This is a genomic window from Streptomyces solicamelliae, from assembly GCF_045348655.1.
In the GTDB taxonomy this organism is placed as follows: Bacteria; Actinomycetota; Actinomycetes; order Streptomycetales; family Streptomycetaceae; genus Streptomyces; species Streptomyces solicamelliae.
In genome coordinates this window covers 6,741,897-6,753,389 of the sequence record NZ_CP160404.1, presented here as the reverse complement: position 1 = coordinate 6,753,389, position 11,493 = coordinate 6,741,897, and the positions used below count along the sequence as shown (strand labels likewise).

Annotated in this window: 10 protein-coding genes; 3 read left to right on the top strand and 7 right to left on the bottom strand. The window is 74.6% G+C overall.

The window, feature by feature from the left end:
- Nucleotides 1-19: 19 nt before the first annotated feature.
- From ABZO31_RS31135 to ABZO31_RS31115, 5 genes are all read right to left on the bottom strand, one after another.
- Nucleotides 20-223 (bottom strand): hypothetical protein, encoded by a 204-nt coding sequence (locus ABZO31_RS31135; protein ID WP_406864669.1) that lies wholly within the window; start codon nt 221-223, stop codon nt 20-22.
- Nucleotides 220-1,122 carry a universal stress protein gene (locus ABZO31_RS31130; protein ID WP_406864668.1) on the bottom strand — a complete coding sequence of 301 codons (903 nt, stop codon included), beginning with the start codon at nt 1,120-1,122 and terminating at the stop codon, nt 220-222. The genes ABZO31_RS31135 and ABZO31_RS31130 overlap by 4 nt, the downstream gene beginning before the upstream one ends.
- A 153-nt stretch (nt 1,123-1,275) precedes the next feature.
- Nucleotides 1,276-3,666, bottom strand: coding sequence for a glycoside hydrolase family 65 protein (locus ABZO31_RS31125; protein WP_406864667.1), 2,391 nt, complete (start codon nt 3,664-3,666; stop codon nt 1,276-1,278).
- Complete coding sequence (locus ABZO31_RS31120) at nt 3,663-4,415, bottom strand: HAD family hydrolase (RefSeq protein ID WP_406864666.1); 753 nt, start codon at nt 4,413-4,415, stop codon at nt 3,663-3,665. The genes ABZO31_RS31125 and ABZO31_RS31120 overlap by 4 nt, the downstream gene beginning before the upstream one ends.
- Nucleotides 4,412-5,494, bottom strand: coding sequence for a zinc-dependent alcohol dehydrogenase family protein (locus ABZO31_RS31115; protein WP_406864665.1), 1,083 nt, complete (start codon nt 5,492-5,494; stop codon nt 4,412-4,414). Before ABZO31_RS31115 ends, ABZO31_RS31120 begins: the two co-directional genes overlap by 4 nt.
- Nucleotides 5,495-5,728: 234 nt before the next feature.
- Between ABZO31_RS31115 and ABZO31_RS31110 the strand changes: the two genes are divergently transcribed.
- Together ABZO31_RS31110 and ABZO31_RS31105 are read left to right on the top strand one after the other, a co-directional pair.
- The gene (locus ABZO31_RS31110; protein ID WP_406864664.1) at nt 5,729-6,379 is read left to right on the top strand and encodes a CBS domain-containing protein; all 651 of its coding nucleotides are present in this window, start codon (nt 5,729-5,731) and stop codon (nt 6,377-6,379) included.
- A 57-nt stretch (nt 6,380-6,436) separates the two neighbouring features.
- A complete protein-coding gene (locus tag ABZO31_RS31105) occupies nt 6,437-7,783 on the top strand; it encodes a nicotinate phosphoribosyltransferase (protein ID WP_406864663.1) in 1,347 nt (448 codons plus the stop codon).
- Here ABZO31_RS31105 and ABZO31_RS31100 read toward each other — a convergent pair.
- Both ABZO31_RS31100 and ABZO31_RS31095 read right to left on the bottom strand, forming a co-directional pair.
- Nucleotides 7,758-8,663: a universal stress protein gene (locus ABZO31_RS31100; RefSeq protein ID WP_406864662.1), complete on the bottom strand. Its 906-nt coding sequence runs from the start codon at nt 8,661-8,663 to the stop codon at nt 7,758-7,760. The genes ABZO31_RS31105 and ABZO31_RS31100 overlap by 26 nt on opposite strands.
- 410 nt (nt 8,664-9,073) lie before the next feature.
- Entirely contained in the window at nt 9,074-9,889 is an 816-nt protein-coding gene (locus ABZO31_RS31095; protein WP_406864661.1) for a methyltransferase domain-containing protein, read from the bottom strand.
- Between the two features lie 230 nt (nt 9,890-10,119).
- Here ABZO31_RS31095 and ABZO31_RS31090 point away from each other — a divergent pair, with 230 nt between their 5' ends.
- On the top strand, nt 10,120-11,379 hold the full coding sequence (locus ABZO31_RS31090) for an MFS transporter (RefSeq protein WP_406864660.1): 1,260 nt from the start codon (nt 10,120-10,122) through the stop codon (nt 11,377-11,379).
- Nucleotides 11,380-11,493: the final 114 nt, after the last annotated feature.

Genomic DNA, 11,493 nt, shown 5'->3' with positions numbered 1-11,493 from the left:
CACTCCGCGGGCACGGTGATCACGGGGCAGCGGGCGCGGTGCGGCAGGCCGTGGACGACGGAGCCGACGCGCGTCCCGCGGTGTACCCGCCCTGGCCCCGGTGGCCCACGACGACGGCCAGGGCGTGCTCGGAGGCGTCCGCGAGCACCTCGACCGGCGAGCCGGCGACGACCTCGCGGGCGACGCCGGCGGCGACGCCGTGGACTTCGATCGTACGGATCATGACGTGCTCCCATGGCCTGGGCCGTGCCGCGGGATGAGCTCCACGGGGCAGTGGGCGTGCTGGAGCAGGGTGAGCGTGGTCCGCCCGAGGGTCGGACCGAGGTAGCCGGGCGATCGCCGTCCGCCGACGACCAGCAGGGCGGCGCCGTGCGTCGCCTCGACGAGGGTGCCGGGCACGCTGCGGCTCTTCTCGCCGTCGCAGTGCACCGTCAGCTCGGGGAAGTCCTCCTGGACCCGGTCGGCCAGCACGGTCATCGGGTGCACATGGGCGTGGGCGCTCTGCTCGTCGCCCTTGCGCCGCTCCGTACGGGACCCGGCACCCGGGCCCGTGCCCCACACGTGCAGCAGCCGGAGCGGCGCCTTGCGGAGCGCCGCCTCGCGGGCGGCGGCGAGGGCGCAGCCGAGGTCGTTCTCGTCCCGGACCGCCGCCAGGACGACACGGTCGTCGGACGGTTCCGTGGTGCCGCGCACCACGACGACCGGGATGGTGGCGGCCGCGGCGACCTCGAGGCCGACCGAGCCGAGCAGCAGGGAGGAGAACCCGCCGAGGCCCCGGTGCCCCACGACGATCGTGCCGCTCAGGGCGGCGGCGCCGAGCAGGCCGGCGGGGGGCGGGGCGCCGCTGAGTTCCTGGACGACCAGCAGGCCGGGGTGGCGGGCAGCGACGGCTTCGGCGGTCCGGTCGAGCAGTTCCCGGCCGGTCCGCCGGCCGTGGTCGATCTCGGACCGGAAGAGCGCCGGGTTCAGTCCGTCGGTGTCCGTGGCGTGGACCAGGCACAGGCTGGAGCCCCGCAGGGCCGCCTCCGCCGCCGCCCACAGCACCGCCGTCCGTGCGGACGGGGATCCGTCGACGCCGACGGCCACCCGGCCGAGGGCCCGGGGGCCGGTGGTGACGTCCATCGTCGCTCCTCATCGGGTCCGAGGGGTCCGTGGGGACAGTTCCACGGTGGCATCCGGCGGCCTGCGGCCGGAGGGCCGCCGGGGGCAAGGACGGGGCCGAAGGTCCCGGTCCCGGTTTTCGGCGGCGCCCCCGCGCGCGCCCGTCCGCCCCGTTCACAGCCGGAACCAGCGCTCTTCGCCGGGCGCGACGGTGAACCGCCGCTCGCCGGGGAGGACGACGGCGAGCGGCCCCTTCGGGGAGGCCGGGACGTGGACGCCCAACCGTCCGGGGAGCACTCTCAGCCGCACCCCCCGGTGTCCGCCGCAGCAGAGGGTGAACGAGAAGCGCGGCAGCCGGCTCAGCGCCACGGGAGCCACCCGCAGGCCCTCCGGTCCGGCGTCCAGGCCGGTGATGCCGCGCTGGACCAGGTCCACCGTGCCGGCCATGGCCCCGAGGTGGATGCCCTCGCCGGTCGTCCCGCCCTGGAGGTCGGCCACGTCGCCGAGCAGCGCCTCCTGGACGTACTCCCATGCCGCGTCGCCCTGCTCGCGGGCCAGCACCCAGCCGTGGACCAGGCTGCTGAGCGTCGAGCCGTGACTGGTGCGCCGCAGGTGGTACGCGACGGTCGCGCTCCAGGTCGCGTCGTCCAGCGCGTACCCGAGGCGGGCGAACAGCGCCCGCAGCTCCGCGGCGCGGAAGAGGTGTCCGAGCATCAGGGTGTCGGCCTGTTTCGACGCCTGGTACCGGTTGACCGTGTCGCCCTCGGCCTCCAGGATCCGGTCGAGCCGGCGGATGTCCCCGTACCGGTCCCGGTACCCCTCCCAGTCGAGTTCGGCCAGCTCCCCGTACCCCTCGAACTGGCTGATCACGCCGTGGTGGAAGGGCAGGTACAGGCGGCGGGAGACGTCCTCCCAGCGCTGCAGTTCCCCGTCGTCGAGCGACAGCTCCTCCGTCAGCTCGGCGCGCCGGGCTTCGGACAGTTCGCCGAGCAGGTCGAGGCCGCGAGCGAGCACCCAGGCGGCGGTGGCGTTGGTGTAGGCGTTGTCGTCGACGCCGGGGTGGGCGGCGTCGGGGTAGGCGTCGTGGTACTCGTCGGGGCCGACGACCCCGCGGATCCGGTAGCGCCCGAGGGTCGCGTCGAAGGTGGCGGCCCCCGACCAGTACCGGGCGATCTCCAGCAGGATCTCCGCGCCCTCGGCGTGCAGGAAGCCGCGGTCGCCGGTGGCCTGCGCGTACCGCCAGACGTTGTACGCGATGGCGGAGCCCACGTGGCGCTGCAGATGCGAGTGGTCGGGGAGCCAGCGTCCGGAGCGCGGGTTGAGGTGCAGCTCCTGCGTCTCCTCCCGGCCCGAACTGGCGCTCTGCCAGGGGAACATGGCGCCCCGGCCACCCGCCCGGAGGGCCGCCTCGCGCGCGGCCGGCAACCGGCGGTGGCGGTACCGCAGCAGCGAGCGGGCCACTTCGGGGAAGTGGAGTTCGAGGTAGGGCAGCACGAACAGTTCGTCCCAGAAGACATGGCCGCGGTACGCCTCGCCGTGCAGGCCGCGGGCCGGGACGCCCACGTCGAGTTCGGCGGTGTGCGGGGAGAGGGTCTGCAGCAGGTGGAACAGGTGCAGGCGCAGGATCCGGCCCGCGTCCCCGGGGACGTCCAACTCGCCCTGTTCCCAGAGCCGTTGCCAGGCCGCGCGGTGGGTGGCCAGGAGCCGGGGGAAGGCGGGGGCCCGGGCGGCGTCGGCACAGGCCGCGGTGCGCGGATCGCCCGGGGGGCGGTCGGCGGCGGTGTGCAGGGCCAGGGTCTTCACGACGCTCGCGGGGCGGCGGGGTGCGAGGGGCAGCCGGTACGTCTGGACGGTGCCGGTCGCGGTGGCGTCCTCCCGCGCGGGGCGTTCCGGCCGCGTGACGGTGCGGACGGCGAGGGCGAGCCGGCTGCCGGGGTCCGTCGTCCGGCAGGTGAGCCAGGCGACCCCGCCGGGCTCGAACCCGCTGCGGTGATCGGTGAGATGCCGCTGCTCCAGGTGCCGGTACCGTTCCACCCCGGCGTTGACGACCGCTCCGTCCAGGACGGACTCGACCTCGACCGCGCCGCTCCAGCCGTAGGCGCGGAACAGGGTGCGCTGGCCCGCGAGCAGCGCGTCCCCCATGTGCACGATCCGCGTGTGGACGACGCGCAGCCGCCGCCCGCCGCCGTCCTGGAAGTACAGGCTCCGGGTGAGTGTCCCGGCTCGCAGGTCGAGCCGCACGCCGTAGTGGCGGAGCTCCGCGGAATCGGGGGTGAGCCAGTCGCCGGGCGGCCCTTCGTCCGGGCGGAGGCGGTAGCGCAGCCGCGTCCAGTCGGGCAGGTTGACGAGGTCCTCGTTCTCGACGCGTTCACCGGCGACGACCGAGGCGCGGCGGTCGTAGCAGCCGGCGAGGTAGGTGCCCGGGTAGTGGACGGTGCCGGCCGGGCACTCGGGGGCGGAGCCCCGGGTGGCGAACCGGCCGTTGCCGAGGGTGCAGAGCGCTTCGACCAGCCGCTCGCGCTCCGGCTCGTACCGTTCGTAGGCCCAGGTCCGGTCGGTGCTCATCCGCGCTCGCCCCAGACGCTCCGGACCAGCGTGGTGAGGTCGGGGACGATCAGGGTCGCGCCCGCCTCCCGCAGCGCCGGGCCGGCGTGCCGGTCCGGGGTGCGGTCGATGCCGGCGACGACGCCGAAGCCGCCGCGCCGCCCGGCGCGTACGCCGGCCAGGGCGTCCTCGACGACCGCGGTGTCCCCGGGGCCGGTGCCGAGGACGCCGGCCGCGTGCAGGAAGAGCGCGGGGTCGGGCTTTCCGGGGAGGCCGAGCCGGGCGGAGTCGGTGCCGTCGACGACGGCGGTGAGCAGGCGGTCGAGTCCGGCGGCGGCGAGCAGGTCCCGGGCGTGCCGGGAGGCGGACACGGCGGCGCGAGGCACGCCGAGGGAGCGCAGGTCGGCCAGGGCCTCCGCGGCGTCGTCGAAGCCGGTGACAGTGTGGAGCACGTCCTGGAACGCCTGTTCCTTGCGGGCCGCGACGGCCCAGACGGTGCCGCAGCCCGGCGGGTCGGAGGGCTCCCCAGGGCGCAGGTCCAGGCCGCGGGAGGCCAGGAACGCCGCGGCGCCGTCGTACCGCGGTCTGCCGTCGACGAAGCGCCGGTACTCGGCGTCCGCGTCGAACGGCGCCTGGCCGTCCAAGACGTCGAGGCAGGCGTCGAACGCGGTCTTCCAGGCCGCCGCGTGCACGGAGGCCGAGTCGAGCAGCACGCCGTCGGTGTCGAGGACGACGGCGTGCGGCGGCCGCGGGGCGGCCGGGCCGGTCATCCGGACGCCGGCGGGTCGGCTACCTGGACGACCGTGTGCTGCGGGTCGCCGAGGGCGACCTTGACGGCACCGGTGTCGGCCGCGCGGCCGAAGACGTCGTACGCCTCCTCCATCTGCCCCAGCTCGAAGCGGTGGGTGATCAGTTCGGCGGCGGGCAGCCGTCCGGCCGCCATCATGCGCAGCAGCATGGGTGTGGAGGTGGTGTCCACGAGGCCGGTGGTGATGGTGACGTCCTTGATCCACAGGTCTTCGAGGTGCAGTTCGGCGGGCTTGCCGTGCACGCCGATGTTGGCGACGCGGCCGCCCGGCCGGACCATCCGGGTGCACAGCTCGAAGGTCGCCGGGACGCCCACGGCCTCCATGACGACATCGGCGCCCAGTCCGTCCGTCAGGTCCTGGACCAGCTGTTCCGGCCCTTCGGCGGCGGTGACCGTGGCGTCGGCGCCGAGCTTGCGGGCGGCGGCGAGCCGGGACTCGTCGAGGTCGACGGCGATGATCCGGCCAGGGCTGTAGAAGCGGGCGGTGGTGATGGCGGCGAGGCCGATGGGGCCCGCGCCGACCACGACGACGGTGTCGGCGGGCTGGACGCGGCCGTTGAGCACGCCCACCTCGTAGGCCGTGGGGAAGATGTCCGCGAGCAGGACGGCGTCGAGGCTGTCGACGGTGTTCGGCAGCGGGTGCACGGACAGGTCGGCGAACGGCACCCGGACGTACTCCGCCTGCGTGCCGTCGACGAGGTGGCCGAGGACCCAGCCCCCGCCGCCGCGGCACTGCCCGTAGCGGCCCTCGCGGCAGAAGCGGCAGCGGCCGCAGGACGAGATGCAGGAGACGAGGACGCGGTCCCCGGGCCGTACCGTCCGCACGTCCCGGCCGGTCTCGACGACGGTGCCGACCGCCTCGTGGCCGAGCACCCGGCCGGGGGTCACCTCCGGCACGTCCCCCTTCAGGATGTGCAGGTCGGTACCGCAGATGGTGACGACGTCCACGCGGACGACCGCATCGCCGGGGTCCGCGACGCCCGGGTCCGGTACGTCCTTCCAGGTGATCCTGCCCGGCCCCTGGAAGACGGCTGCCTTCATGGCGCCCACCCACTTCCTGTCGCGCGTTCGGGATGTCCTGTGCGTACAGGCTCGGCCGCCGTGCCCCGGCGGCGCATGTGCCGACCGGCCCACGGAAGGGGCCACTCGGGCCCTGCGGTCCGGGCCGGTCGCGGTGCCACGGTGGAGTCGTGCGCACCCTTGCGCCGACCGCGGTCCCTTCCAGGGTTCCGCGAACCCGGGACGCCGCAACCGGGGCCCGGTGAGGAGGACGTCATGACCACCCGGCCGTTCACCGTCGCCGACGTGATGACCAGGAAGGTCGTCGCCGTTCTGCCCGGCGCGGGGTTCAAGGAGATCGTCGCCACGATGGAGCGGTGGCAGGTGACCGCCGTCCCGGTCGTCGAGGGGGAGGGCGGCCGGGTCGTGGGAGTGGTGTCCGAGGCGGACCTGCTGCTCAAGGAGGAGTTCCACGACCACGGCCTGGGCCTCGTCGAGCAGATGCGGCGACTCGACGACACCGCCAAGGCCGCCTCCCGGCGGGCCGGGGACCTGATGACCGCGCCCGCGCTCACCGTCTCCCCCGGGGCCACCCTGCCGCAGGCCGCCCGGCTCATGGCCTCCCGGCAGGTCAAGCGGCTGCCGGTCGTCGACGCGGCGGGGCGGATCCAGGGGATCGTGAGCCGCGCCGACCTGCTGAAGGTCTTCCTGCGCCCCGACGAGGACCTGGCGGCCGAGGTGCGCCGCGACGTCGTCGAGCAGCTGTTCCCGCTTCCCCGCAACCGGGTCGAGGTGGCCGTCGACGAGGGGGTCGTGACGCTGTCGGGCGAGATCCGGGACAGCAGCCTGGTGCCGGTCGCCGTCCGCCTGGCGCGGGCCGTCGAGGGCGTGGTGGACGTGCGCTGTGAGTTCGACGGGGCCTCGTGACCGTGCGGGCCGGGCCGTCCCCGTGCGGGGCGCCGGCCGGCCGCGCATGCTCGAAGCATGTCCGAGGTCACCACCACCGACCTGTACGAAGTGACGATGGCGCTCTCGTACCTGCGGGAGGACATGCGGGCACCGGCGACGTTCAGCCTGTTCGTGCGCGACCTGCCGCCGGGGCGCGGCTTCCTCGTCGCCGCGGGGCTGGAACCGGCCCTCGACCACCTCGCGCGGTTCCGCGTGGGCCGCTCGGACGTCCAGGTGTTCGCCGACGCCCTGCGCCGGCCCGCCGAGGACCTCGAACCGCTGCACGGCCTGTCCTTCGACGGCGAGGTCCGGGCGGTGCCCGAGGGGCGGATCGTGCTGCCGGGCGAGCCGCTCCTGGAGGTCACGGCGCCGCTGCCGCAGGCCCAGTTGGTCGAGACGTATCTGCTCTGCCTCCTCTGCCACCAGACGGCGGTCGCCTCCAAGGCGGCCCGCTGCGTGCTCGCGGCCGCCGGACGGACCCTCGTGGACTTCTCGCTGCGCCGCACGCACGGCCCGGCGGCGGGCCTGCAGGCCGCGCGGCTCGGCGCGCTGGTCGGCTTCGCCGGGACCAGCAACGTCGCCGCCGCCCGCCGGTACGGCATTCCGGCGGCCGGCACGATGGCCCACTCGTACGTGGAGGCGTTCCCCTCGGAGGAGGCCGCGTTCCGGGCCTTCGCCCGGACCCATCCCGGCCCGGTGACGCTCCTGGTCGACACGTACGACACCGACGCCGGGGTGGCGACGGCCGCGCGGGTGCTCGGGGACCTCGGGCTCGGACCGGGGTGCGCGATCCGGCTGGACAGCGGCGACCTGGACGCGCAGGCCCGGCGGGCCCGGACCGCCCTCGACGCGGCGGGGCTCGCGGACGTGCAGATCATCGCGAGCGGCGGCCTGGACGAGTTCGCCGTCGACCGGCTCGTGCGGGGCGGGGCGCCGATCGACGCGTACGCCGTGGGCACGAAGGTCGGAACGGCGGCCGACGCCCCCTACCTGGACATGGCGTACAAGCTGGTCGAGTACGACGGGCGGCCGGTGATGAAGCTGTCGTCGGCGAAGGAGACGGCGCCGGGCCCGAAGCAGGTATTCCGCGGTCCCGGCCTGCGCGACGTGATCGGTCTCGCCAACGAGGAGCCGCCGGAGGGCACCGAGCCGTTGCTGCGGACGATGATGCGCGGCGGGTTGCGCACGGAGCCGCCCGACACCCTGGCCGCCGCCCGCGCCCGCTTCGAGGCGGACCTCGCCGAACTGCCGGACGAGGCCCGGCGCCTCGACGGCCCGACGGCGCCGGTGCCCGCACCGTCGACTCGGCTGACCGTCCTGACGACCGTCGTCAAGCACCGGATCGAGGCGTTCCGGGTCACTCCGGGGCGCCCGCCCGCGTGAACGCGGAGGGGATGATCTGCACGGGGCACTGGGCGTGGTGGATGAGCGCGTGCGCGACGCGGCCGAGGGCCGGTCCCACGCCCAGCGGGCGGCGGCCGCGGCCCATGACGACGACGTCGGTGTGGGCGCTGGCCTCGATGAGGATGCCGGAGGTGCTCGTGCCGGTCTCCACGTGATGGCCGACGATCAGGTCCGGGTACGCCTCACGGACGCGGTCGGCGAGTTGCTTCAGCTCCTTGACGCGCCGCTGCGCGATGTCGTCGAGGTCGTCGAGCATCGTCGCGACGCTGCCGATGTGGGTGAGCACGTTCCAGACGCTGACGAGACGCAGGGTCGCCTTGCGCGCATGGGCCTCGGCGGCGGCCAGCAGCAGCCAGCCCAGGTCCTCGGTGTCGTGGACGGCCGCGGTCACCGTGCCCGTCTCGGGGCGCTCGCCCTCGCCGCGTACGACGATGACGGGCACGTCGGCGCGGGCGGCCACGCCCAGGCCCACGGAGCCGAGCATCAGGGAGGAGAAGCCGCCGAGGCCCCTGCTGCCCACGACGATGGTGCCGCGGTTGCCGGCGGCGGCGAGGAGTCCGGCGACCGGTTCCTGTCGGCCGAACTCCCTGGTCACGGTGAGGTCGGGGAAGCGTTCCCGGATCGCGTCCAGCGTGTCGGTCAGAAGATCGTCGCCCGCCTGGCGCACGGCCTGCATCGACTCCGGGGAGGCCCAGAGGGCCCGCCGGTCGGTGTCGGCGGCGTGGACGACGTGCAGCGGGCGGCCCCGGCGGTCCGCCTCGGCGGCGGCCCAGAGCGCCGCCGTCCGCGCGGAGGGGGATCCGTCGACGCCGGCGACGACGTTGCCGAGCTCCGGCAGGGCGGTGGTCCGGTGGTTCATGGCTCCTCCTCGGCGATACGCCCAGGGGCACGGGGGCACGTCCCCGGGGCCGACACCTTCCACAGTGACCCGGCCCTGCCCGGTCCGCGAGGGCCGTTCGGCCCAGTACCCGGTCGGCCGCGGCCTTCCGCGGCGGCGCGGGAGGAGGGACCCATCCGCTTCTCGCGGATCCTGATTGCGCGGTGCGCGGCTCGAGGCCGCTTCCCCGCGTCGCTGGGCGGGTCCCTCCTCACCTTCAGGAAACCACCGGCCCGCCCCCTCTGCCAGGGCAGGGCTTCAGGCCCGGCCGGAGGGCGCCGCGCAACGGGCGGATGCGCAGGACGGCGAACGGCCCGGCGAGGAGCATCAATCACGAGCGCGGCGGGGAGAAAGGCCGCGGTGCCGGCCGCGGTCGCGCTGCGGGCGGCGCACTACCCCTCACCGGCGGGCTTCCGGCCCCAGGCGGTGAGGAGGCCGGCCGAGAGGGCGGCGCAGGTGCCGGAGTCCAGGTGGGCGAGGGCCGCGTCGACGGCGGCGTCGTCGACGCGGCCGGTGGCGAGCATCGGCTGTCGGCTGCGCCGCCACGTGTCGGCCCAGAAGCGGCTGATGGGGCTGCCGGGTTCCAGCGGGGGTACGTGGATCTCGGCGGCGACGTCCGTGAGCCCCGCGTCGTGCAGCAGGCTCGGGTAGGACGGCACCCAGGAGACGTCCGTGCCGATGGCGGCCCTCAGCCCCTCCCACATGGCCCGCATCACCACGGTGTATGGCGTCTCGGGCGCACGGTCGCTCGTCAGGTCCACCGCGTCGCCGAGCACCAGGACCCCACCCGGCTCGACGAGGTCGGCCAGCCGGGCGATGAGGCGTTCGCGCTCGGGCAGGTGCATCAGGACGAAGCGGGCGTGGACGAGGCGGAAGCGGCCCGGGGCGAAGTCCGGGGCGGTGACGTCGGCCTCCAGCACCTCCAGCCCACGGACCGGGCGGGTGGCGAGGAAGCGGACGTCGCGGTCCACGGCGAGGACGCTCGACACCCCCGCCTCCTCCAGGAGCCGGCGGGAGACGGTGCCCGTGCCGGCGCCGACGTCCAGGCAGCGCCAGCCCGGTCCGGCTCCGAGAGCCCGCAGCCGCGCCAGGGTGAGGTCGTCGTAGACGAGGGCGCCGTAGTCGATGCGCTCGCCCTCGCCCGCCTGCCCGGGGCGGAAGACGGCTTCGCCGTAGCGGCCGGAGCCGGGGTCCGGTGCCGCCGTCACGATGCCGCTCCGTGCACAGCGTTCATGGGCGTCCCTCTCACACGGTGGTGCGGAGCGGGCGTGCCGACGCCCGCCTCACCGATCTTCCCCCGGCCCGCGCCGCGCCGACCGAGGCGCGCCGTACGGCTCTGCCGAAAAGGATCTTGTCCGGGGCGCTGCGCGGCCGCAGGCTGACGTGGTGAACGACAAGGTGCTGCGGGACGAGGACGACGCCATGGGGGGCCGCGCCCATGCTTGAGCTGCTGAAGGACCGGATGTACATCCGGTACTGGCTGGCCGTGGTGGCCTCCTTCCTCGGCGACGCCATCACGAAGGTCACCCTGATCTACGTGATGGCCACCGAGACCGGGAACCCGGTGCTGTACGTGTCCCTGGTGGTCCTCGCCCAGATGCTGCCGTCCGGGGTGCTCGGCGCGTTCGTCGGCCCGCTCGCCGACCGGATCCCGGCCCGGGTGCTGATGGTCGGCTCGGACCTGATCCGGGCCGCCCTGGCGCTGCTGATGATCGCCGTACGGGACTCGCCGCTGCTGCTGCTCGTGCTGATCCTGCTGAGCGGCATCGGCAAGTCGTTCTTCGAGACGGCCCGGCTCAGCGCGATCCCGCTGATCGTGCGCGGGCACAGCATCCCCACCGCGGTGGCGCTGTTCCAGTCGACGAACCACACGCTGAACCTGGTCGGCCCGGCGATGGGCGGCCTGCTGCTCGCCTTCGGCGGCGTCTCGGCTGTGTTCGTCATCGATGCGGCGACGTTCGTGATCTCGGCGCTGCTGCTCGCCGGCATGGCGGTGCTGCGCGAGGTACCGGTGTCCGGCGGCCCGCGGGAGGCGTACTGGCGGTCGCTGCGCACCGGCCTGCGCGGGGTGCTGGCCACGCCCTCGCTGCGCTTCCTCGCCGTGGTGCTGGTGCCGGTGATGCTGGCGCTCGGCCTGTTCAGCACCAACCTCAACTCGCAGCTCCTGACGGTCTTCCGGCTGGCCCCGTTCGACTACGGCATGGCGCAGGCGGCGTTCGGCGCCGGGTCGGTGGCCGGGGCCCTGCTCGGACCGCCGCTGGTGCGTCGCTTCTCCGACCGGAAGCTGCTGATCGCGTCGATCGCGCTGTTCGGTGTGTCGCTGCTGCTGCTCGACCCGACGGGCCGGCTGCAGGACGCGATGGGCGTGACCGTCGTCCTGGTGTGGTGCCTCGTCGCGGGTCTGGGCTCGGGGCTGTTCCAGGTGCCGGTGGCCCACACGCTGCTGAGCGACATGCCCGCGGAGCTGCGTGGCCGGGGCGTCGGCCTGTTCAACGCCCTGATGGTCAACTTCACGGTCGTCGGCGTGGTCCTCGGCGGGATCACCGCCGAACTGGCGGGCGTCGCCGAGTCGATCGTCCTCACCGGCGCACTGCTGCTGCCCGCGGCACTGCTCATCGCCCTCGCCCCGCTCGGCCGTCCCCGTCCGGCGACGCCGGCGCCCCGACGCAGGGCGAAGTCCGAACGAGTCGAAAAGTGATCGCCCGATGACATTTTCTGCACAGAGTTTTGTCGGTTCATTGGGGCCGATTGACTGAACGGAGCCTCCCTTTCAGCAACGGCACACGCCAAACCCGAACTGACTATGCTCCCC

Coding starts and splice junctions, on each gene's coding strand:
- ABZO31_RS31135 (WP_406864669.1), bottom strand. CDS start 223: ATGATCCGTACGATCGAAGTCCACGGCGTCGCCGCCGGCGTCGCCCGC.
- ABZO31_RS31130 (WP_406864668.1), bottom strand. CDS start 1,122: ATGGACGTCACCACCGGCCCCCGGGCCCTCGGCCGGGTGGCCGTCGGC.
- ABZO31_RS31125 (WP_406864667.1), bottom strand. CDS start 3,666: ATGAGCACCGACCGGACCTGGGCCTACGAACGGTACGAGCCGGAGCGC.
- ABZO31_RS31120 (WP_406864666.1), bottom strand. CDS start 4,415: ATGACCGGCCCGGCCGCCCCGCGGCCGCCGCACGCCGTCGTCCTCGAC.
- ABZO31_RS31115 (WP_406864665.1), bottom strand. CDS start 5,494: ATGAAGGCAGCCGTCTTCCAGGGGCCGGGCAGGATCACCTGGAAGGAC.
- ABZO31_RS31110 (WP_406864664.1), top strand. CDS start 5,729: ATGACCACCCGGCCGTTCACCGTCGCCGACGTGATGACCAGGAAGGTC.
- ABZO31_RS31105 (WP_406864663.1), top strand. CDS start 6,437: ATGTCCGAGGTCACCACCACCGACCTGTACGAAGTGACGATGGCGCTC.
- ABZO31_RS31100 (WP_406864662.1), bottom strand. CDS start 8,663: ATGAACCACCGGACCACCGCCCTGCCGGAGCTCGGCAACGTCGTCGCC.
- ABZO31_RS31090 (WP_406864660.1), top strand. CDS start 10,120: ATGCTTGAGCTGCTGAAGGACCGGATGTACATCCGGTACTGGCTGGCC.